Origin of the sequence: Pandoraea horticolens (assembly GCF_902459555.1) — a bacterium.
Classification (GTDB): Bacteria; Pseudomonadota; Gammaproteobacteria; order Burkholderiales; family Burkholderiaceae; genus Pandoraea; species Pandoraea horticolens.
In genome coordinates, this window is sequence record NZ_CABPSM010000002.1 from 156,589 (window position 1) to 178,920 (window position 22,332).

19 protein-coding genes and 1 pseudogene are annotated in these 22,332 nt (G+C 63.7%); 13 read left to right on the forward strand and 7 right to left on the reverse strand.

The window, feature by feature from the left end:
- Window positions 1-33: 33 nt before the first annotated feature.
- Genes PHO31112_RS04535 through PHO31112_RS04545 form a run of 3 tightly spaced genes read right to left on the reverse strand, consistent with a single transcriptional unit; the run spans window position 34 to window position 2,482 of the window.
- A complete protein-coding gene (locus PHO31112_RS04535) occupies window positions 34-522 on the reverse strand; it encodes a dihydrofolate reductase (RefSeq protein ID WP_150619420.1) in 489 nt (162 codons plus the stop codon).
- Window positions 519-1,313, reverse strand: coding sequence for a thymidylate synthase (locus PHO31112_RS04540; RefSeq protein WP_150619421.1), 795 nt, complete (start codon window positions 1,311-1,313; stop codon window positions 519-521). The genes PHO31112_RS04535 and PHO31112_RS04540 overlap by 4 nt, the downstream gene beginning before the upstream one ends.
- Before the next feature lie 59 nt (window positions 1,314-1,372).
- Window positions 1,373-2,482, reverse strand: a complete 1,110-nt coding sequence (locus tag PHO31112_RS04545) for an ABC transporter ATP-binding protein (RefSeq protein ID WP_150619422.1) — start codon at window positions 2,480-2,482, stop codon at window positions 1,373-1,375.
- A gap of 269 nt (window positions 2,483-2,751) precedes the next feature.
- Between PHO31112_RS04545 and PHO31112_RS04550 the strand changes: the two genes are divergently transcribed.
- From PHO31112_RS04550 to PHO31112_RS04590, 9 genes are all read left to right on the forward strand, one after another.
- A complete protein-coding gene (locus PHO31112_RS04550) occupies window positions 2,752-4,551 on the forward strand; it encodes an ABC transporter permease (RefSeq protein ID WP_150619423.1) in 1,800 nt (599 codons plus the stop codon).
- 559 nt (window positions 4,552-5,110) lie between these two features.
- Window positions 5,111-6,034 (forward strand): LysR family transcriptional regulator, encoded by a 924-nt coding sequence (locus PHO31112_RS04555; RefSeq protein WP_150619424.1) that lies wholly within the window; start codon window positions 5,111-5,113, stop codon window positions 6,032-6,034.
- A gap of 162 nt (window positions 6,035-6,196) precedes the next feature.
- A complete protein-coding gene (locus PHO31112_RS04560; RefSeq protein WP_150619425.1) occupies window positions 6,197-7,273 on the forward strand; it encodes an ABC transporter substrate-binding protein in 1,077 nt (358 codons plus the stop codon).
- Between the two features lie 128 nt (window positions 7,274-7,401).
- Window positions 7,402-9,429 (forward strand): aconitase family protein, encoded by a 2,028-nt coding sequence (locus tag PHO31112_RS04565; RefSeq protein WP_150619426.1) that lies wholly within the window; start codon window positions 7,402-7,404, stop codon window positions 9,427-9,429.
- Between the two features lie 3 nt (window positions 9,430-9,432).
- The gene (locus tag PHO31112_RS04570) at window positions 9,433-10,716 is read left to right on the forward strand and encodes a CaiB/BaiF CoA transferase family protein (RefSeq protein ID WP_150619427.1); all 1,284 of its coding nucleotides are present in this window, start codon (window positions 9,433-9,435) and stop codon (window positions 10,714-10,716) included.
- A gap of 102 nt (window positions 10,717-10,818) precedes the next feature.
- Window positions 10,819-11,898, forward strand: a complete 1,080-nt coding sequence (locus PHO31112_RS04575; protein WP_150619768.1) for a CaiB/BaiF CoA transferase family protein — start codon at window positions 10,819-10,821, stop codon at window positions 11,896-11,898.
- 208 nt (window positions 11,899-12,106) lie between these two features.
- The gene (locus tag PHO31112_RS04580) at window positions 12,107-12,793 is read left to right on the forward strand and encodes a hypothetical protein (protein ID WP_150619769.1); all 687 of its coding nucleotides are present in this window, start codon (window positions 12,107-12,109) and stop codon (window positions 12,791-12,793) included.
- A 71-nt stretch (window positions 12,794-12,864) separates the two neighbouring features.
- A complete protein-coding gene (dinB, locus tag PHO31112_RS04585) occupies window positions 12,865-13,995 on the forward strand; it encodes a DNA polymerase IV (RefSeq protein ID WP_150619428.1) in 1,131 nt (376 codons plus the stop codon).
- Window positions 13,996-14,020: 25 nt separating this feature from the next.
- Window positions 14,021-14,530 (forward strand): MgtC/SapB family protein, encoded by a 510-nt coding sequence (locus tag PHO31112_RS04590; RefSeq protein WP_150619429.1) that lies wholly within the window; start codon window positions 14,021-14,023, stop codon window positions 14,528-14,530.
- A 252-nt stretch (window positions 14,531-14,782) separates the two neighbouring features.
- Here the strand turns inward: PHO31112_RS04590 and PHO31112_RS04595 are convergent, their stop codons facing one another.
- Window positions 14,783-15,238 (reverse strand): hypothetical protein, encoded by a 456-nt coding sequence (locus PHO31112_RS04595; RefSeq protein ID WP_150619430.1) that lies wholly within the window; start codon window positions 15,236-15,238, stop codon window positions 14,783-14,785.
- A 111-nt stretch (window positions 15,239-15,349) separates the two neighbouring features.
- Between PHO31112_RS04595 and PHO31112_RS04600 the strand changes: the two genes are divergently transcribed.
- A complete protein-coding gene (locus PHO31112_RS04600; protein ID WP_150619431.1) occupies window positions 15,350-16,846 on the forward strand; it encodes a cryptochrome/photolyase family protein in 1,497 nt (498 codons plus the stop codon).
- Window positions 16,847-17,134: 288 nt separating this feature from the next.
- Here the strand turns inward: PHO31112_RS04600 and PHO31112_RS28120 are convergent.
- The 3 genes and pseudogenes from PHO31112_RS28120 to PHO31112_RS04615 all read right to left on the reverse strand — a co-directional run.
- Window positions 17,135-18,097: pseudogene (locus PHO31112_RS28120) on the reverse strand (urea transporter); the annotation flags it as partial.
- A gap of 42 nt (window positions 18,098-18,139) precedes the next feature.
- On the reverse strand, window positions 18,140-19,858 hold the full coding sequence (locus PHO31112_RS04610; protein WP_150619432.1) for a glutamine--tRNA ligase/YqeY domain fusion protein: 1,719 nt from the start codon (window positions 19,856-19,858) through the stop codon (window positions 18,140-18,142).
- Window positions 19,859-20,089: 231 nt separating this feature from the next.
- Window positions 20,090-20,287 (reverse strand): hypothetical protein, encoded by a 198-nt coding sequence (locus PHO31112_RS04615; protein ID WP_150619433.1) that lies wholly within the window; start codon window positions 20,285-20,287, stop codon window positions 20,090-20,092.
- Between the two features lie 147 nt (window positions 20,288-20,434).
- Here PHO31112_RS04615 and PHO31112_RS04620 point away from each other — a divergent pair, with 147 nt between their 5' ends.
- From PHO31112_RS04620 to PHO31112_RS04630, 3 genes are all read left to right on the forward strand, one after another.
- Window positions 20,435-20,950 carry a hypothetical protein gene (locus tag PHO31112_RS04620; RefSeq protein WP_150619434.1) on the forward strand — a complete coding sequence of 172 codons (516 nt, stop codon included), beginning with the start codon at window positions 20,435-20,437 and terminating at the stop codon, window positions 20,948-20,950.
- 556 nt (window positions 20,951-21,506) lie between these two features.
- Window positions 21,507-21,740, forward strand: coding sequence for a hypothetical protein (locus PHO31112_RS04625; RefSeq protein ID WP_150619435.1), 234 nt, complete (start codon window positions 21,507-21,509; stop codon window positions 21,738-21,740).
- A gap of 103 nt (window positions 21,741-21,843) precedes the next feature.
- Window positions 21,844-22,311, forward strand: a complete 468-nt coding sequence (locus PHO31112_RS04630; RefSeq protein ID WP_010807500.1) for a GNAT family N-acetyltransferase — start codon at window positions 21,844-21,846, stop codon at window positions 22,309-22,311.
- The last annotated feature ends 21 nt before the right edge of the window (window positions 22,312-22,332 follow it).

A 22,332-nucleotide genomic window follows, 5' to 3' on the forward strand; every position in this document is an offset into this window, starting at 1 on the left:
AGCGAGAACGGCGCGCGCGTGCGCGCCGTCACATCAAATTCGCTCGTAGGTGACGAATGCGTAATCGAAGTCGTTCGGGGCGGGGGAGTGGTGCGTCTCACGTGCCGTTTCCCGCCATTGAGTCGCAGGTAGATCGGGGAAGTGAGCATCGCCTTCGAAAACTCTCGCAATCTCCGTGACGATCACCTTGTCCGCGCTCGCCAGCGACTCCGCGTACAACTGCGCGCCGCCGATCAGGCAGATTTCCTCGGCGCCCACACATAGCCGCATCGCATCGACGAGCGAGCCGGCCACTTCGCAGCCATCGATTTTCAGATCCGGATTGCGCGACACTACGATATTGCGGCGTCCCGGCAGCGGACGGCCGATCGAATCGTAGGTCTTGCGTCCCATGACGATCGGCTTGCCGAGCGTTGTCCGCTTGAAGTGGGCGAGATCTTCCGGCAAACGCCACGGCAATTGGTTGTCGCGCCCGATCACGCCGTTTTCGGCGCGGGCAACGACCAGCGTGAGAATCGTCATACGGCCACCGGCGCCTTGATGTGCGGATGCGCTTCGTACCCGGCGATCTGGAAGTCTTCGAAACGGTAATCGAAAATCGAGTCGGGCTTGCGCGCGATCTCGAGCTTCGGCAGCGGGAACGGCTCACGCGCGAGTTGCGTGGCGACCTGTTCCAAATGATTGTTGTACAGATGGCAGTCGCCGCCCGTCCACACGAAGTCGCCGACATCCAACCCCGTCTGCTGCGCCATCATGTGCGTGAGCAGTGCGTAGCTTGCGATATTGAACGGCACGCCGAGGAAGATATCCGCGCTGCGCTGGTAAAGCTGGCACGACAGCTTGCCGTTTGCCACGTAGAACTGGAAGAACGCGTGGCACGGCGGCAGCGCCATGCGCGGAATCTCTCCGACGTTCCATGCAGAGACGATCAGGCGGCGGGAGTCCGGTGTGGCGCGGATTTGGTCAACGATTTGCGTGATCTGGTCGATATGACCGCCGTCAGGCGTCGGCCACGAGCGCCACTGGGCGCCGTAGACCGGACCGAGTTCGCCGTCGGCATTGGCCCATTCGTTCCAGATCGACACCCCGTTTTCCTGCAGATAGCGCACGTTCGTGCTGCCCTGCAGAAACCACAGGAGTTCATGCACGATGGACTTGATATGCACTTTCTTGGTCGTGACGAGCGGAAATCCTTCCTGCAGGTCGAAGCGCATTTGATAACCGAACACCGAGCGCGTGCCCGTGCCCGTGCGGTCGGTCTTGTCTGTGCCATGTTCGAGTACATGGCGCATGAAGTCGAGGTACTGTTTCATAGGCCCATCCATTTTGCCGGATTTTACCAGCCTCTGAGTGACGGTGTGCTGCCGGCGCGTCAGGCCGGGGTACCACTGACCGTGAATGCCACCGGATGCTGCACCGCCAGACGTAACCCCACGCGCTCGCCCGCCTCGTGTATCAACTCGCCGTCGACGCGTGCGATCACCTCCCGGCCCGACGCCAGACGCAGCGTGTAAAGCTGGTCGGCACCGCGGAACGCACGCCTCACGAGCGTGGCTTCGAACGGACTGGCGGGGTCGTGCACAATGTCGTCCGCTCGCAGCAGCACGTCGACGTTCACCGGATACGCGTCTTTCGCCGCCGCGCGCAACAATTTATCCGCCAGCGCCGGCACGACGGCAATTTCCCCCAGTTCGAGCGAGATGCCGCCACCCTCGGCATTGCCCCGGAACGTGCCCGGAATCAGCGCGCCGCGGCCGATGAAATCCGCAACCACACGATTGGCGGGCGTACGCCACAGCTCACGCGCGGGCGACCACTGGGCAATTGCGCCCGCATGCATCACCCCGATGCGATCGGCCATTGCGAAGGCTTCGTGCTGATCGTGCGTGACAAGAATCGCCGTCGCACCGCTCTCCCGGATGATCTCGCGCACCTCCACCGCCAGCCGTTCACGCAGATCGAGATCGAGATTCGAAAACGGCTCGTCGAGCAGCAGCAGGGCGGGGGAAGGCGCCAGTGCGCGCGCAAGCGCCACGCGTTGCTGCTGGCCGCCGGAAAGTTCGTGCGGATACTTGCGCAACGCACCCCCCAGTCCGACCCGTTCGGCGAGTGTCTGCACCCGGTCCTGACGCTCGGCTCGCGCCATGCGCCCAAGGCCGAAGCCGATATTCTGGGCCACATTCAGATGCGGGAACAACGCGTAATCCTGAAACACCACGCCGACGTGACGACGCTCGGGCGGCTCGCTCAACTGCGCGTTGGCCACCTCGTGTGCGTCGAGGACGATGCGGCCACCCGCCAGCGGCTCGAAGCCGCACACGGCGCGCAGCACCGTCGTCTTGCCGCAGCCGGACGGGCCAAGAAGGCAGCCGATTTCGCCGCGCGCAAGCGATAACGACAGGTCGCGAACGGCCGTATGGACGTGGCCGGCGGCATCGTAATTCACACAGATGTGGTCGAGCAGCAGATAAGGCAGAGGCATTGGCGTAGCGTGTGTCGACGCGAGCACGTCAACGGAAACAGATGAACGGGGGCGAATCGGTGGCTTGGTTTGACGGCCGGGCACTTTCTATTTCCTGCTGCGTCAGAGTCCTAATCGCGAATGCGTATAATTTACACCGCTTTAGACCGGTGAACGTCCGCTGGTTCCCTTGCGGCGATGCAAGGCGCACGGCGACTGGCCGTCACCGGCGTATTTCAAGCCACCACCGGATCGTCCGCCCATTCACTGCTACCCGTCTCGATTTGCCGATGTCATCGACGCCTCCGTCACGCGCCGCCACCGATTCTGTTTTCGTCGATACTTCGCCCGGGGCGAGTGATCCGGCTGAGGGCCGGGTCACGCCTGCTGCGCTCGCCGGGGCCGCACACACGCCGTTACCCGGCAGTTCAGCTTATGCCTCCCCTGCCGCCCGGCGCGGGCGTGCGCGCAGGCTCTGCGGCGTGTGGGCGTGGCGGTGGGTGGCGTGGGCCCCGGCGCTGATCGTGCTTGTGCCGATGTTCGGCATCGTGGCGGCGCTGGGGGCGGGAGATGCCGATACGCGCGCCATCCTCACCCATATGCTGGACACCGTGCTGCCCGAATATGCCCTCAATTCGCTGCGCATCTCGCTGGCGGTGAGTGCCGGGGTACTCGTCATGGGCGTGGCAAGTGCATGGCTTGTTGTTCACTATGCGTTTCCCGGACGACGTCTGCTCGAGTGGGCACTGATCCTGCCGCTCGCGATGCCCGCGTATGTGACCGCCTACGCGTACACCGACTTCCTCCAGTTCGCCGGGCCGGTGCAGAGCGTATTGCGCAAGCTGCTCTCGGTCGACCGTGTGGCGTGGTTTCCGGAGGTGCGTTCGTGGTATGGCGCGGCGTGGGTTTTCACGGGGGCCTTCTATCCCTACGTCTATCTGCTGGCGCGCACCGCTTTTATGGAGCACAGCCAGCGCTTCTTCGAGGCGGCACGCACGCTCGGGTGTACGCCTGTGCAGGCGTTTGTGCGCGTGGCGTTGCCGCTCGCGCGACCCGCGTTAGTCGCGGGGGTGGCGCTCGTGCTCATGGAGACGCTCGCCGACTACGGGGCGGTCGCTTACTTCGGGGTGCCGACGTTTACGACGGGTATCTACCGTGCGTGGTTGTCGATGGGGGACCGGGTGGCCGCGGCGCAACTCTCTGCGTGCCTGCTGTTTGCCGTCCTCGTCTTGTTGATCGCGGAAGCGCGCAGCCGGACGCGGCTGCGGTATTACGGGGCGCCGGGACGGGCGCCGACGACGTCGAGACGCACTCGCCTGCGAGGCGGACGTGCGGCACTGGCAACGCTTGCCTGCGCGCTGCCGCTCGTCATCGGCTTCGTGCTGCCCGCGCTCATCATGCTGCGACTCGCGGTCTCCGAACTGGATCAGGTGCCTTGGCCGCGTTATGGCGAATGGGTCTACAACACCGTGCGTCTGGCGGGCGTGGCGGCGTTCGTCGCGAGCGTCTTTGCCATCGTGCTTGGTTACGCCCAGCGACTGGCGCCGGGGCGCGTGACACGCATCGCCGTACGGCTCGTGGGTGTTGGCTACGCGATCCCCGGTGCGGTTATCGCCTTGGGCATTCTCACACCCGTGCTGCATCTCGACACCTGGCTGGGCAACGTATTCGGCGCGGATGGTCTGGTGCTCGCGGGCACGGGGGGCGTGCTGATTTATGCCTATGTCGTGAGATTCCTGCCGGCGGCGTTGCAAAGTGTAGATGCCGGTTTCGCCCGCATCGCCCCCAGTCTCGACGCCAGCGCCCGCAGCCTTGGTGTGGGCGGCTGGTCGATGCTGCGCCGGGTGCATCTGCCGCTGCTGCGCGGCAGCGTGCTGACGGCGGCACTGCTCGTGTTCGTCGACGTTATGAAAGAACTGCCTGCCACGCTCGCGCTGCGGCCGTTCAACATGGACACGCTGGCGGTCGTCACGAGCCATCTGGCGGCCGACGAGCGCCTTGCCGAGGCCGCTGTGCCGGCCTTGACGCTCGTGCTCGTGGGACTGCTGCCGGTGCTGGTGCTGGCCCGTGCCATTGCGCGGCGCGGGTGAGCGCACAACACTCCCCCAGTCTCGTGATCTCTCGACAGGATTGGTGGTTGCCGCCCTGATAGTGCCGCACTATAGTCAAAGCAGACCCGGCAACGAAGCCGGGATGATTGAGCGTCAACAAAATGATTGCGATTGTCATTTGCAAATGTTGGCTGTTCATGGCCTTGGCGTCGGCACCACCGCCCGAGGTATCGTTCGACACGGCGGACGGCGGCTGGAGTGCCGTTCTGCTCGCAGGAGCGATGCGCTAGTGGCTGTCCTGGGAGGGACCGGCGCAGGCAGTTGAGACGGACGCCCGACGTCTGATGGCGGCGTGCAACCTGCTGCCTTGAAGTCGATTTCGTGTTGTTCGGCGCCTGACGCGTTCTCCCCCTTCGCGTCGTCGAATCACCGTTTTTTCCCCGGATTCCGCGTTCGTTCATCGTCGTTCATGAGGGTTTGCGAACGTTCGCTGGCGGTTCGGCGTTGTTTTCCGGCGTCGTCAGGGGCGGCCGCGAGTGGCGTTTTTGCGACATGCACCGCAAAATCGCTGTCAATGCAGTGCCTCCGGGAGATAGGCATGGCGCTATGGCGGATCGATCTTGTCTCGCTGCGACTGTTCGTCGCCGTTTGCGAAGAGAGCAGCATTGCCCGCGCTGCCGAGCGCGAATTCATCGCGCCCTCGGCCGTCAGCAAGCGTATCAACGACCTCGAATCACTTGTCGGTTCGGCACTTCTCCAGCGCCACAAATGGGGCGTGCGTGCCACCCCGGCGGGCGAGGCCTTGCTGCATCACGCGCGCAACGTGCTGCGAAGTCTGGAGAAGATGCAGGGCGATCTGTCCGAGTACACCAGTGGTGTGCGTGGACACATCCGCATCTTCGCCAACGTTTCCTCGATCGTCGAAACCCTGCCCGATGAACTCGGTGCTTTCCTGCGCCGGCATGAAGGGGTGAAGGTCGACCTCGAAGAACACACCAGTGCGCAGGTCGTGCGCGGCGTGGCCGACGGCGCCACGGACATCGGCATTTGCTGGGACGCCGTCGATACCCGCGACGTCGAAGTCTTTCCCTATCGCCACGACCAGATCGTGGCCGTGCTGCACCGTGAACATCCGCTGGCCAGCGCGGAGCAACTCTCTTTCGTCGAAACGCTCGATTTCGATCAAGTCGGCGTGCATCCGGACAGCGCCATGTACACCGTGCTGCGCCGCCTGGCCGCCGAGCAGGGCAAGACCGTCAAATTCCGCATCCATGTGTCGACGTTCGAAGCCGTGTGCCGCATGGTGCGCGCCAATCTCGGGCTGGCGGTGGCGCCGCGCGAGGCGGTCGGCATCTACTCGCAGGTGACGGACGGTGAGGCGCTGCGCATCGTGCCGCTGACCGACCCGTGGGCTCAGCGGCGTCTGATCGTGTGCGTGCGCCGCTACGACGCCCTGCCCGTGGCATCGCGCATGCTGGTCGATCATTTGTGCGCGCGTAACGTAACAGAGCGTAACGCCTGAAGCAGGGTGTAGCGGCAAGCATCGTGGTTGGCGATGTCTGGCATGCCGAAACACAACTTGCCGTGGCATTGGGGGCAGTGGATGCTTGGGAGGGCCGATAGCGATTCCAGCCGACGAGCCGGAGCGCGCCTGTGTCCTGCATTGTGCGGGAGGAGACACGCGATGACACATGCCGAAGCGCGCCGAGTGCGCGATGCCGTGGGACGTCTGATTTTCGTTTTCACACTGATTGCGTTGGGCTTCGTGGCATTGAGCCTAAGCGCCGGGGCGTCTGCCGCGCCCGCCCAGCCGCTCGAAAAGCCGAAGGTCACGATTGCCGTCGGCGGAAAGCCCGGCCTCTATTACCTGCCGCTGACCATCGCCGAACAACTCGGCTACTTCAAGGATGAAGGGCTCGACGTCACCATCGACGACTTTGCCGGCGGCTCGAAGGCCTTGCAGGCCGTCGTCGGCGGCAGCGCGGACGTGGGCGCCGGCGCCTTCGAACACACGCTGCTGATGCAGACCAAGGGGCTCACCTATCAGGCGTTCGCCGTGTTGGGCGCGGCGCCGCAACTGGTGCTCGGCGTGGTGAAGGCCAAGGCCGGGGAGGTCAAGTCGGTCAAGGATCTGAAGGGGATGCGAATCGGCGTCAGCGCGCCGGGATCGAGCACGCACATGCTGGTGAACGTGGCGCTCGCGAAAGTGGGGCTCAAGCCGAGCGATGTGTCCATAGTCGGCGTCGGGAGCAATGCGACGGTGGTAGCCGCCGCCCGCGGCGGACAGGTCGACGCGATCTCCAACGTCGATCCGATGATGACACTGTTGCAGGAGTCGGGCGACCTCAAGGTGCTCGTCGACACACGTACGCAAGCCGGCACCCGCGCCATGTTCGGCGGACCGATGCCCGCCGCCGTGATGTACGCGCCGCAAAGTTTTATCCAGAAGAATCCGCGTACGGTGCAGGCGCTGGCCAATGCCATCGTGCGGGCGGACAAATGGCTCCAGCGCGCCTCTGCCGCCGATCTCCTGAGGACGGTGCCTGAGCCCTATCTACTGGGCGACAAGACACTCTATCTGAAAGCCTTCGCCAACTGCCGCGAGGCGTTTTCGCCGGACGGCATGATGCCTGTCGACGGTCCCGCCACGGCGTTGAAGGCGCTCGCGTCGTTCACGCCCGAGGTCAAGCCGTCGCAGATCCGGCTGAGCGACACGTGGACCAACACTTTCGCGATACAGGCGAATCGGCAGTACCCCTGAGCGTTTGCTGACGAACGCGCGTTTGGACGTCATGACTTCACATTCCCCACGTTGCCGCACGACAATTCGGCACGGAACTTGCGATCGAAACGGGTGAACCCATGCGGGAACATTCGAGGAGCGCTCTTATGCAAGACACCGTGAAACTGAACGGACGTGTGCTGTGGTTGAGCGACCGTGCCGACGTCATGGCCCGGCAGCTCAAGGGCGAGTCACTGACGCGGGCCGAAGCCGGCCCCTTACGCGACCAGATTTCCACCGACGAGATGACACCGGCATGGGTCTGTCTGGCGTTCGACGAAACGCTGGGCGACTACGTCTACGTCGGATTGCGGTGCGGTGCCGACTCGGCAGATCCTGCCGGGGTGTTTCCTGTCAGGCCAAAGGCGGTGCGTGAAGGCGGTTTTGCGCTCTCCGTCGCGGGGCTGCGCCGGGGTAAGGGATCGTCGCGGGAGGCCAGTCCGTTCGCCGAATGGTGTGCAGGCATTCGCGTGGTGATTGCCGAGAGTTTCGAGCGCATCTACGCGCAGAACTGTCAAAACCTCGGGCTGCTGATGTCGACCGACGTGACGCTTGCGGAGCGCTTGCAGGCGGGCGAAGCGGTGCCGATCGAGGCCTTTCTCGAGGACTGCGATTCGTTGGGGGAAGCCATCGTGCGCAGCGGGGGCCTGTTCGGCTACACGCGGCGTCGTCTGGCGGGAGACACCGTACCGCCACGTCCCGCCCATACGCCGGGCCCGATGACCTACGGCGAGAAGCTCATTGCGAAGGCGCTGGGCGTGGCTCGCGTGCGCGCGGGCGACGCCGTGTTCGTGCCCGCCGACTGGCGCTTCTCTCATGAATATGTGACACCGATGGCCGTGAGCTTCCTGCGCCACGCCTTCGGCGACGCGGTGCCCGAGTTACACGATCCGGCATCGATATTGTGCTTCGAGGACCACCTCACCCATCTCGACGCGGTGTCCGCCGACGCCAGCCGGCCGCCGGCGTTGGTGGATGCGGCGAAACGTCTGGGCGCGGTGCAGCGTGAATTCTGCGCGCAGCACGATCTGCGTCTGCACGGGCGCGCGGCTGGCGGCGGCTCGGAAGGCATCTGTCACGCGCTGATGCTCGAGCGCTACGCCCTGCCGGGGCAGGTGATCGTCGGCACCGATTCGCACACGCCGCATTGCGGCGCCGTTGGTGCGTTCGCCTTCGGTGTCGGTGCGACGGAAATGGCGAACGCCTGGCTGACGGGGGACGCGCGTCTGGCGGTACCCGGCACCTGCCTCGTGCATCTGCGCTCGTCTTTGCCGGCGGGCGCGGGGGCGAAGGATCTGGCGCTGCACTTGCTGCGTCTGCCGTATATCCGCGACGGCCGTGCGATCGGCCAGATCATCGAATTCGCCGGTGAGGCGGTGGCGCACCTGTCGACCGACGAGCGCGCCACACTGACCAACATGGTCGCGGAGATCGGCGGGCTGACGGGGCTGATCGTGCCCGATGCCGAGACCGTCCGGTATCTGCGCGAGCGGCGCCGCATCGACTTCTCGCTGGCGCCGTGGATGACCAACGATGCGCAGGCGTCGTACGCGCACGTCATCGAGATCGATTGCGCATGTCTCGGGGCGATGGTGGCGAGTCCCGGCGATCCGGGCAACGGCGTGGCGCTGACTGATCTGACGGCGGTGGTGCCCATCGATATTGCTTACGGCGGGTCTTGCACGGGCAGCAAGCGCGACGATTTGCGGGCTTGTCGTGACGTGCTCGCGTGGGGGCTGTCGCATGGACATTGCGTGGCCGATGGCGTGCGCTTCTACCTGCAATACGGTAGCGAAGACGTGCGGGCATGGTGCGAGGGACAGGGCTACGCCGAAGTGTTCGCGGCGGCAGGCGTGACGATGCTCTCGCCGGGGTGCGGCGCGTGTGTGAACGCCGGTCCCGGCGTGTCGCGCGCCCCGGGCGAAGTGGTCATCAGCGCGCAGAACCGGAATTTCCCCGGACGTTCCGGGCCGGGACAGATGTGGCTGGGGAGTCCGGCCACGGTGGCGGCGAGTGCCTTGGCGGGGTACATCGTCGGCTTCGATCAACTACGACGCGACGGATTCGTCCCGCATGCCGCGAGGCCGCCAGGCCGGCCGTGTGGCGAAGCGTCGAGAGCAGGTTCGGGAGGGTAGTCGATGCCGCATGATTCCCCTGCGGCGCCAACGCCGTTGCGAGGCATTCGCGTCGTGGAGTTTTCCCATATGGTCATGGGCCCCACGTGCGGCATGGTGCTCGGCGATCTCGGCGCCGACGTCATCAAGGTGGAACCCGTGGGCGGCGACGCGACGCGGCGTCTGCTGGGCACGGGGGCGGGCTTCTTCCGCGCGTTCAATCGCAACAAGCGCAGTCTCGCCGTGGATGTCACCCGGCCCGAAGGGCGCGAATTGATTCTGCGTCTGGTGAGCACGGCCGACGTGCTGACCGAGAACTTCAAGCCGGGGCGAATGCGTCAGATGGGGTTGGATTACGCGACGTTGTCGCGCCTGAATCCCGCGCTTGTCTATGTCTCGCTCAAAGGTTTCTTGCCAGGCCCTTACGCGGCGCGCACCGCGCTCGACGAAGTGGTGCAGATGATGGCCGGGCTGGCCTATATGACCGGGCCGCCCGGGCAGCCGCTGCGCGCAGGGGCGTCGGTCAACGACATCATGGGGGGGGTGTTCGGTGCACTCGCCGCGCTGGCGGCGCTGTATGAACGCAAGACGACCGGACGCGGGCAGGAGGTGCAAGGCGCGCTGTTCGAGAACTGCGTGCTGCTCGCGGCGCAGCACATGCAGCAGTATGCCGTGACGGGAGTGGCGCCCGACCCGATGCCTGCGCGCCTGTCGGCCTGGGGAATCTACGACGTGTTCACGGCACGCGACGGCGTGCAGATCTTCCTCGCTGTCGTGAGCGACAACCAATGGCGGACGTTTTGCGACGTGTTCGGCCGTCAGGATCTGGCCGACGATGCGAGGCTCGCGACAAACAACGGCCGGGTGCTGGCGCGTGACTGGCTGCTGCCCTTGCTGCGCGAGATGATGCAAGGGTTCGACGCGGGCTATCTGGCGGCCGCGTTCGAGCGTCATGGTCTGCCGTTCGCGCTGATCGTCGCACCGCAGGCGCTGTTCGACGATCCGCATCTGCTCGCGAGCGGCGGATTGGGCGATCTGGTGACTGAGAACGGCGAGCACACGCAGGTGCCGCTGTTGCCGATCACGATGGCGGGGCAACGCTTGCCGGCGCGCCGTGCGCTACCGGCGGCGGGGGAGCATACGAATGAAATCCTGCGCGATCTGGGGTATCTGGACACCCAGATCGCCCGTCTGTTGAGCGAGGGGGTGGTGGCGGGACCGGTGAATGAAACCCTGCCGGACGATGCCTCCGGCGCCAATGATCACACCGGTCCCGTTTTGTGGGAAGACGGCGCCAGTCGAGGCTGAATTCGGCATTTTCCGAGTGAGGATGACGTGTCGTCTGCTTGCGGGCAGATGGCACGGCGCGGTACGGTGTGGGCATTGACGCTCACTCCTTCTCCGCACGCCATGACCGAATCACTCGATCTATCTCACGCACGTGAATCGTCGGTACCGTCTGCCGTGGCCGACGCACCGCTTGCCGGTATTACCGTTCTGGATCTCACCCGTCTGTTACCCGGTCCGCTCGCTGGCCTTCGTCTCGCCGAACTGGGCGCGCAGGTCATCAAGATCGAGGACAAGGGCGCAGGCGACTACGCCCGCGAGATGATGCTCGGCGAGGACGAACCACCGCCGAGCGCCTTCTGGCGTCTGCTCAATCGCGGCAAGTCGGTGGAGCGGCTCGACCTGAAGAACGATGCCGACCGCGCGACGTTTCAAGATTGGGTGTCTCGTGCCGACGTGTTGCTCGAAGGATTTCGCCCCGGCGTGATGGCACGGCTTGGCTTCGACTATGAGACGCTTGCACGCCTCAGACCCTCGCTGGTGATGGCGTCGATTTCCGGCTACGGACAGCATGGACCGATGGCGCAGGCGGCGGGGCACGATATCAATTACATCGGCTATGCGGGGGTGCTCGACCAGTTGGGGGACACGGCGGACGCGCCAATCGTCCCGAACTTCCAGATTGGCGACTTGTACGGCGGTGGGCAGGCGGCGCAAGCCGTGTTGGCGGCGCTCGTTTCGGCACAGCGCACGGGGCGCGGCCGATGGCTGGATATCTCGATGACGCACGAGGTGTTTCGCGCGAACCTCGTCCCCGCCGTGGCGTTGCACCGGCAGGGGCATGTGTCGCGAGCGGGCATGGATTTGCTCAACGGCGGTGTGCCTTGCTATCAGGTGTATCGCACGCAGGACGGACGCCACATGGCCGTCGGGGCACTCGAACTCAAGTTCTGGCAGACCTTGTGCGATGTACTCGGGCGCAGCGACTGGAAGTCGCGGCACTGGTCGCTGGGCCAAGTCATTGGTGGCGACGATGCACGCGCACTTCAGGGTGAACTTGCGGTGGTGTTTGCGAGCGCGTCGCAAGCCGATTGGACGTCGCGCTTCGCCGATGCCGATTGCTGCGTCACGCCGGTGCTACGTCTGGAGGAGGCCATGACGCACCCGCTGTTTGTTCAGGCACGAGAAGCGCTCATGCCCTGATGCCGGGCCGCGACAGGTTACCGAATGTCACAATTTTCAGGGAGGTGAGGCGCGAGGTGCGGCCTTCCATCGCGTAGAGTCGTCGCTTACCGACACCGATACGCTCATGACCCGACGGCTCGCCTTACAACGACATCGACACTGGTTCACCCACGCCGCGAGAGGACGATTGGCGGTTGCGCTCGTCAGCGCGGCGGCAAGCACGACGATGATCGGATGTGTGTCCTATCAGGACGCATCGGCAGATCACGGGAAAGTTCGCTCGACAGCGATGACGACGGCCGATCTTGCGCAGACGGATATCAATCGCGTGGCGACGCTGGGTATGCGGGCCAATCTCGAGAGCCTGTACGTGCTGGCCGACAAGCTCTACAGGCGTAACCCGCGCGAATGGCGCAAGAGCGGGGCCACGAGTCAGGCCCAGGCGATGACGCAATTGCGCGCTGCCGTCGAAGGGCGGCGTAGCGTGCTGGCGCTACAGGATCTGCGCGACGTGAAAGCGCTGTCGCTGTCGCTCGACCCGACGTTCAATGGTGATCGTGTGGCCGCTTTCGTCTTCAGCCTGTCGGACACGATCATCACCGCGCACGGTGGAACGACCGTGTTTTATCTGAGCGACGGTCTCGATGCGCAGCGGATCTATAACGCGGCACGCAACGTGGAAATTGCCGCGTGGCTGCTGGCGAGCCGTCGTGACCCCGCAGGCAAGCCGTTATTGCTGGCGAATGAAATCGCCGATGTGCGCAACGTGAGCTTTGAACGGGAGTTCGGCAAGGTCATCGGCCGCCTCGACCTGCTGGCCGAGATGCTCGACGAAAAGTACCGCCGTGCGGGCATCGGCTATGTTCAGAATCTGCTCGGTGCGCAGTTTCTCCAGTTCCTGCCTGTGCGATGATGGGGCGTCACTGATGGGGCGCAAATGTTGTGCGGATGCTGTATATTTGCACAGTGTTTTCGCCGCTCGCCATGTCATCCCCAATACGCAAGATCATTCACTGCGACGCCGACTGCTTTTACGCCTCTGTCGAGATGCGTGACGATCCGTCGTTGCGGGGAATTCCACTGGCCGTTGGTGGCCAGCCAGATCAGCGAGGTGTGGTCGCCACGTGCAATTATGAGGCGCGCGCCTTTGGCGTGCGCTCCGCCATGCCGTCGGCTCAGGCGCTCAAGCTGTGTCCTACGCTGCGCATCATTCCCCCCAGGATGAGCCGGTATCAGGAAGCCTCGCAGCGCATCATGGCGATCTATCGCGATTTCACGGATCTCGTCGAACCGCTTTCGCTGGACGAGGCGTATCTGGATGTCACTGACAGCGAGCATTGCGATGGTTCCGCGACGCTGATCGCTCGCGAGATCCGCGCCCGCGTTGCCGCCGAAGTCGGGCTGACCGTCTCTGCCGGGGTGGCGCCGAACAAGTTCATTGCCAAGATCGCCAGCGATTGGCGCAAGCCCGACGGCATGTTCGTCGTCAAGCCCGCGCAAGTCGATGCGTTCGTGGCTGCGCTGCCCGTCGAGCGCCTGTTCGGCGTAGGCAAGGTGACGGCAGAGAAGCTCCGCGCACTGGGCGTGGATTCGTGCGGCGACTTGCGAAGTCACTCGATGGCCAATCTCACCGAGCGTTTCGGCGTGTTCGGTCAGCGTCTGTTCGAGCGCTGCCGCGGCATCGACACGCGCGAGGTGAGTCCGGATCGCGAGCGAAAATCGATCAGTGTCGAGACGACCTACACGCGCGATCTGCGAACGCTCGCCGAATGCGAGACGGCGCTCGAACCGCTGCTTCGTCAATTGTTCGAGCGCATCGAGCGGGCGCGTCGCAGCGAGCCGCTGGCCATCGCGAAAATCTTTGTCAAAATTCGTTTCGCCGACTTCTCGCGCACGACTGCCGAAGCAGGTGCGCTGACTGTCGACCCCGTGCAATGCCGGGAGTTGCTGGCGGAAGCGGCGGGCCGCAAACGCCGCCCGGTGCGCCTGATGGGCGTGGGTGTGCGCCTGCTGGAAGCTCAGGCAGCACGCCAGTTGCGACTGTTCGACGACGAGGAGGGCTGCACCTCACTCACCACGCCGCCGCCGGGCGATAATGCGGCATCACAGGCATAGATCGCGTAAGCGAGCGAGGTGAGGGATGACGGAGATCATCGAAGTCACATTGCGGCTGACGGCGGCATTGATTCTTGGTGGCCTTGTCGGGCTCAATCGAAATTTGCATCACAAGTCTGTCGGCTTGCGAACGCTGGCGATCGTGTCGTTCGGCTCGGCGTTGTTCGTGCTGGCGGTCGTGCCGTTTCCGGGGTCGTCGTTGATCTACGACGACTCGTCGGTCAGCCGGGTGATTCAGGGCATCGTTGCCGGCATCGGTTTTCTTGGCGCGGGTTGCATCATCCGTCCGAGTCACGGCGCGTCAGTGCATGGGTTCACCACGGCGGCGGCGCTATGGAGTACGACAGGGATCGGCATCATCTGCGGCCTGGGCCGCTGGCATATCGCGCTGGTGGCGATGCTCCTGCTGCTTATCGTGTTGGCACTCGGCGGGCGCATCGAAGTGCTCGCGCACCGCTGGCTGGGGCGCGACGCGTTGCAAGAGCCTTCGTCTGACGAGGACGCGTCGGCGCCGCGTGAGCGCGACGGCAAGTGACATCCATCCTGCGTCTGCATAAGATGCACATCGCAGCCTCCTCGCCCCGGACGTCACGGGCAAAATCCTGCGGATACCGAAGAAAAATGCCCGCCGAAGCGGGCAAATGACGTTGTCGCAGTACCCTCAAAAGGACATAAGAGGGCGATTTCATTTTGGTCAGCGACGGGTCATTCGCCAATCGGGGCTTGCCCGATTAGGGAAAGCACGTCGGGAGGACTACGTAGGTTTGCCGCGAGATCGGATGATCCCTCACCGTAGCGCGCGCAGCTCTGTGGCGCGAGCGCGTGCGACCCGCAGACCGTCGGCCTTGAGCGAGAGCGCGGCGGCATCGGCTTGCTGCGACGCGTCGGCTGCTGAGGTGTACGTCACAATGGCGGCTTGCCGCTCGCGGCGGAATCGCTCGGTGATCGGCGCGCACTCCGCGGCGGCTTCGTCCGCCAGCCGGGCAGAATCGGGCACGAGATCGATATAGCGCGCAACGTGGCCGTAAAGGCATGTCCGGTACTGGTCGGCTGCGGCGTCGGCGGCGGCCAGATGACGCTCACGCAAGGTGGCGGCGTCGGGCGCGGGAGGACGCGTCGCAGCAGGCGCGGTGTTCGGTTTCAATGGGGTGGCGCAGCCAGTGACAAGCAGGGCGATAGCGACACAGAACAGGGCGGGCACGACAAGTTGCGTGCGGGCCAAATTCGGAAACTTCCGAGTCATGAGGTAATCGAGGCCGATGGCATGAAGTCCGCGATCTCGCTATGGTAAGGGATTTGGCGGATTCGTCCCGAATCAACCGATAACGGCGCGTGGGTGTCGCGCCAATCCGACATGAGCGAATTCGAAAAAGGGCTGGTCTGGATGCGGCGCGACCTGCGTTGCACCGATAACGCAACGCTGACGCAGGCGCTGTCAACGTGCCGCGAGGTGTATGTCGTGTTTGTTTTCGACACGATGATTCTCAAAGGTTTGCCGGCCGACGATCGCCGTGTCGCATTCATTCACGACAGCGTGGCCGAGTTGGCTCGCACCCTGGCCGATGCCGGGGGCGCGCTGATCGTGCGTCACGGCGATCCCACCGTAGCGATTCCCTCGCTGGCAAAGTCGCTGGGCGTTCAGGCCGTCTTTGCCGGGCGAGACTACGAACCGGCGGCAGTGGCGCGCGATCGTTTCGTGGCGCGCTCGCTCGACGATCTCGGCATTGCATTCGAGGCGCTCAAGGATCAGGTGATCTTCGAGGCCAGCGAGATTCTCACATCGCAGGGTGAGCCGTACAGCGTGTTCACGCCTTACCAGCGGGCATGGTTGAAGCAGGTGCGTCCGGTCGATCTGGCACCTCACGGGCGCACGCGTGACTTGCAACATCTGGCCGTGCCACCGAATGATGCCGAGGCGCTTCCTTCGCTCGCGTCATTGGGTTTCGACGTGTCGGAAGCTCGCCGGATGGCGGTCCCGGCCGGGGAGTCAGGCGCTCGCCAATTGCTGGACGATTTTTTGCCGCGCATGGCGCATTACCATGAGCGACGCGATTATCCCGCCGTGCGCGGGCCGAGCTACCTGTCGGTGCACCTGCGTTTCGGCACGATCTCGATCCGCACGCTCGCCCGCGAAGCGCACGCTGCGATGTTCCAGGAGGGTGATGCCGGAAGCGGCGCCCGGAAGTGGCTGAGTGAACTCATCTGGCGCGAGTTCTATTTCATGATCCTGCACCATTATCCGCACGTCGTCGGGAAGGCGTTCAAACCCGCTTACGACGCTATCGAGTGGGCTTCCGGGATGGCAGCCGACGCGAATTTTCAAGCTTGGTGCGAGGGCCGAACGGGGTATCCGCTGGTGGATGCAGCCATGCGTCAGATCAACCAGACGGGCTATATGCACAACCGCCTTCGCATGGTCACGGCAAGCTTTCTGGTCAAGGATCTGGGCATCGATTGGCGACGGGGCGAGGCGTACTTCGCACGCGCCCTGAACGATTTCGATTTGGCGGCGAATAACGGTGGCTGGCAATGGGCGGCGTCGACCGGGTGCGATGCGCAGCCGTATTTCCGCATCTTCAACCCGACAACCCAGTCGGAGACGTTCGACCCGCACGGCCGCTTCATCCGGAAGTATGTGCCGGAGCTGGCCAATTTGCCCGACAAGGCGTTGCACGCGCCGTGGCGAGCGGATGCGCAGACGCTGCTTGGCGGCAAGGTCACACTGGGGCGCGACTATCCGCAACCGGTAGTTGCTCACGATGTGGCCCGAAAAGAGACGCTCGCGCGATACGCTGTCGTGAAGACACCGGCCGTTACCGGCAAGCGTATCGATGACGTGGGCGTGGAGTGACGAAAGATCGGTGTATACCCCCGTCAACTTTTTCCGCGTACGACCGTTGATACGAGTAGGGCACTCAAGAGGCCTGGGCTTCGGTAGCGGTTCACAACGTCGGGGGGCGTTTGTGAGCGTCAGGGAGGAAGCAGTACAACAAGAATTGCTCGGAAACGAGCGAAGGCAGGCCAAAACCACACGGGGTTTGCGATGAGCGAGTGCCCGGAGCGTCAACGTTCCGGGCATTTTTTTATGGGGAATCGGGCTGGCGGCGTTGAGCGGCCGTGCAAACGCGCCCACTCCGAGTGCCGCAAGAAACGCATTCACGCCAATCCCGCCGGCTTGCCCGGCCATCGCGGGCCAAATCGTTGCCAGCGCGGCGAGCCCCGACCCGACGGCGACGCCCGCTGCCAGCGCCCACAACGTGGTGCGCACATTCTGGAGCGCGAGCACGTACCCGGGAGCAGACCCAGGACTAGCGGTGCCACGAAGACGATCTGACCAACCGAGCAGAAGACGAAGCCGGGCGTGCCCGCGTCGCATGAGAGTGCCCCCCCGGTGCGTGGTAGTAACGTCAGCCAGGGCTGCGCGGCCCACGTGAGCGCCATGGACACCCACGAATGGGCCGGTCAGGGCAGGGAGTCTGTAGCGCGCGAGTGCGGCCATAGTGAAGACGGTCAGGCAGACGCAAACCGCTAGCCATGCGGCGAACACGGCGTCGGGTTGCCACAGGGCGCCGAAGGCAATGCCGGTCAACGCGCCGTTGTACCCGGGTATCCCGCTGCGGCGCAGCTCGCGTGGCAGCCGTAGCATGATCGCCAGACACGATGCGGCGACACTTGCCGTCATCCCGGAAAGTGCTGCACGTAAGTCGGCCAGCGCGAGCACGGCGAGCAACAACAGGCCGATGCCTGCCGATGGAATGAAGTAGATCTGTGCGAAGTTCGCGACCGTGCCGTAAAGCACATCAGCCAGCCGGCGGTGCTCATTCGCAAGGTGCACCCGAGGAAGGTGGTGCCGGGGACGCCGGGAGGAGCGAGGAACGAGGTATTGGCGTGGTCGGACAGCGGCGGCTCGGGAGGGCGTTGACGGTGGGTTCGCGACGCGAGGCGCCTGAGCGGGCGAAACACCCCAAAGGCACACGAGCGATGAGCGCGAACCTACGCCGAACCGGTCTGTCCTGGCGCGTCGGCGCCTTATAGTCGGTATTTCATCGCATGCTGCGGCTGACTTCCGCGAATCGAGCCCGGAAAAGCAAGACCCGCGCACGAGGGCGCGGGTCTTGTTCGGCGGGCATCCGCTATGCGGCGATTACTTGCCGCCACCCTTTGCGGGTTTGACTGCCCAGCTATCCTTGAGCGATACGATCCGGTTGAATACCGGCTTGCCCGGCACCGAATCGTGGCGGTCGGCGACAAAGTACCCATGACGCTCGAACTGCACGCGATCTTCCGGTGCAACGTGCATCAGACCCGGTTCGACAAAGGCTTGCGTGACACGCTTCGCGTTCGGATTGATGGTGTCGAGGAAGTTCTTGTCGCCAGCATCCGGATTCGGGTCGAGGAACAGCCGGTCGTAGATGCGCACCTCGGCGGCAACGGCATGCGGCGCACTCACCCAATGGATGTTGCCCTTGACCTTGTAGTTGTCCGCGCCCGGTGTGCCCGAACGGCTGTCTTCGAAGTAGTTGCAGTGCACGGCGGTGACGTTGCCGTTGGCATCGGTATCGAAGCTCGTGCATTCCACCACGTAACCGTAGCGCAGACGCACCTTGTTACCGGGGAACAGTCGAAAGAAGCCCTTCACCGGCTCTGCCTGGAAGTCTTCACGCTCGATCCACAACTCGCGCGAGATCGGGAACGTGCGCATGCCGCGCTCCGGGAAGTGCGGGTGCACGGGGGCCTGGCAGTCTTCCTGCTTGCCTTCCGTGTAGTTGTCGATGATGAGCTTGAGCGGATCAAGCACTGCCGTCGCGCGCGGGGCCTTCGGATCGAGGTCGTCGCGCAGGGCCTGCTCGAGAATGCTCATGTCGATCCACGACGCCGACTTCGCCACGCCGATACGCTCGCAGAACAATTGCAGGCTTTCGGGCGAGAAGCCGCGACGGCGCAGGCCAACGAGCGTGGGCATGCGCGGGTCGTCCCAACCGTCGACGTGTTTTTCGTCGACCAACTGACGCAGCTTGCGCTTGCTCGTGATGGCATAAGTCAGTTGCAGACGCGCAAATTCGATTTGCTGCGGCGTCGGACGCGTGAACATGCCGGCATCGGCCAACTCGCCCAGCACCCAGTCGTAGAACGGACGCTGATCTTCGAACTCCAGCGTGCACAGGCTGTGCGTGATGTTCTCGATGGCGTCTTCGAGCGGGTGCGCGTAGGTGTACATCGGGTAGATGCACCAGGCGTCGCCCGTACGATGGTGATGCGCGTGACGGATGCGGTAGATGGCCGGGTCGCGCAGGTTGATGTTCGGCGAGGCCATGTCGATCTTGGCGCGCAGCACATGCGTGCCGTCGGCAAACTCGCCTGCACGCATGCGACGGAACAGATCGAGGTTCTCTTCGACCGAACGGTTGCGGAACGGCGAATCCTTGCCCGGCTCGGTCAGCGTGCCACGGTTGGCGCGCATGTCGTCGGCGCTTTGACTGTCGACGTACGCCTTGCCGCGCTGAATCAGGATCTCGGCGCCCTGATACAGCTTGTCGAAGTAGTCGCTTGCGAAGTAGAGGTGTTCCTTCTGCGGCGTCTGATAGCTGAAACCGAGCCACTTGACCATTTCAATGATCGAGTCGACGTATTCGGTCTCTTCCTTTTCCGGGTTCGTGTCGTCGAAGCGCAGATGGCACACGCCATCGTAGTCGCGTGCCATTCCGAAGTTCACGCAGATGGCCTTTGCGTGACCGATGTGCAGATAGCCATTGGGCTCCGGCGGGAAGCGCGTTTCAACGCGCTGGCCCCATTTGCCCGAGCGATTGTCTTCGTCAATGATGTTGCGGATGAAGTTGGATGCCGCGTTCAGCTCTGTGCTCATGCCTGACCAGTGTTTGGAGTTTGGCGAATATTCTACCGTACCGCATTGCACCACGGGCGAGCGTTCGCGCGGTAACACGGCGGGGATGTGGGGGGGCAGCGTGGAGACTTGACCCTTGGAAACGCGGAGAACGTGGCGTCGGGAAGTGGCCCGGACGGGCACGAACTCGTACAGGCGGGCAGGTGGCCGATGCCTCGCACGCGCGGGGCACCGGCGCTCAGGCGTCAGACGTCAGACGTTCGGTGCCTGGACTGCGGTGCGCAGACCTGGCCAGTTGGCATAGGACAGCAGCCAGAGAGAGATGATGTTCACGACTGGGATGAAGGCCAGCACCGTCAACCATGGCGACAGGCCGAGCCGGGTCAGAATACGCCAGACGGGAATCCCAACGAGTACGATAGCGACGAGCAGGCCAAGAAGACTGGACATACGATATCTCCCGAAAGTCCCGCCGGCGGCGGGGTGTGACACCGAGTATATAGCGCCGGTCAGCCGTCGCCGCGCCCGGATTGTTCTATCCTGAAAAGACTGCCGGTGCTGCCGGCGGCCTGTGAGTGACCTTCAAGGGAGGACATCATGGAACTGCACCTCCACTCGCATCGCTACACGCACCGCTCACCCGACTGGGTGGCGGCCGCTATTGCCGGCTTTGTCGCCTGCGCCTTCTTTTCTGCGGTGGAAATGCTCATGGTGCTGCTGGTCTCAGGCCAGAGCCCGTGGGTGCCGCCTCGAATGGTCGCCGCCATTGTGCTGGGGCCGGGCATTCTGTCTCAGCCGGCCACATTCGACCTTTCCATCGTCTCCATGGCACTCCTGGTCCACGCGGCCATCGGCGTCGTGCTCGGCGTGGTGCTGGGCGCGATCATCGCACCGTTCCGGCTGGACTCGGATGTGGTCACGGTGTCGGTTGCGGGCGCGGTTTTCGGGCTCGTCGCATACGTCGTCAACTTTTACGTCATGACGCAGCTGTTTCCGTGGTTCATCGAGTCGCGCGGCTGGACGATGGTGGCCGGGCACGTGATCTTCGGGGCGTTCGCGGGCTATATGTACTGGGTACTGGCCCAAATCGACGACCGCACGGCCACACCGTAGCCACAGATCGAGATTGCGCTGCTTCGGTGCACGAGCAGGATTTTTCTGGTATTATTCGCCAACTGTGCTCATTTGTCCGTCATCTTCGGATTCAATGGGTGGCAGTCACCCGTGGCATGAATTGCCGGGCAGGTTCAGACCCCGTCCGGAGATAGCCGACGTGTGGCACGATTATCACTACACATGTGCCGCACGACCGTGCTACCACATGCCGCCCTGAATGCTTGGCGCGATTCCATGTGACCAACGTTCTTGCCGCTGCCCTCGACCGGGCGGCAGTGCATCGTTCCCCGAAACAGGAAGTCGTACACAGAACGCCCCCATTGCGCCTTACGTTGCGCAGTGACGGTGTGCATAGGGTCTTGTGCCGTATGCAGCGTTCAGCAGTGCCGTCTGCCGTATGTCAGTCACGCGAATGCCGTGTGCTTGTCATATTTGCCCGATAGGCTGCGTGCACTTCACGGAAACATTTGTGCAAATCTGCACTCTCATCACCGTAAGCCGATTCGAGAGGGATAGTTATTAGTCAAATTTTATGCAGTGAGAAGGATACAAAATGAAAACAACGCAATATCAAGAATTCCAGTACAGCGTCCATGCCGTGGAGCGTGACAACGCCCGGTGGGACGCGTTCTACGAGATTCATCGCCCGACCCGTCAAGGTATGGAAAGAGTCGGTGCCTATCAGGTTCAGACTGCCTACGGCTTTGCTACGCAAGGTAACGCCCTTGATGACGCCGAGCGTAATGCCCGTGCCGACATTGAGCAGGGCATCGTCTACTATCAGTAAGCCGGGTTCCCCGCAGTTCATTCCATGTGCGCGATGCTGGCATCGTCGCTTTGCGACGGTGCTATAGTCCCGCCTTTCACAACGAGAGGCGGGGGCGTCGGGAATGGAATGGATTTGCAAGTCGTTCGACGAGTTGGGGAGCACGCTGCTTTATCGCATTCTGGCGGCGCGAAGCGCCGTATTCGTAGTCGAGCAACAGTGCCCCTATCAGGACGTCGACGGACGCGATCTCCATAGCCTGCATCTCGTCGCGCAAGTGCGCGACGCATCGGATCAGCCGCAAATTGCTGCGTATCTCCGCCTGTTGCCGCCGGGGCTTGCTTACGACGAAGCGTCGATCGGGCGTGTGATCACGGCGGCGTCGCATCGCGGTACCGGGCTCGGGCGCGAGCTGCTGACCCGGGCGATCGCCATTGCCGAGGTGCAGTGGCCGTCGGCCCCGCTGCGCATCGGCGCTCAAGCCTATCTGGAAGCGTTTTATGGCGCATTCGGGTTCGTCAAGGTCAGCGAGCCGTATGACGAAGACGGCATCATGCATATCGAAATGCTGCGCGCGCCGGCGGCGCAATGACAGTACCGTAGCGGTGCAATA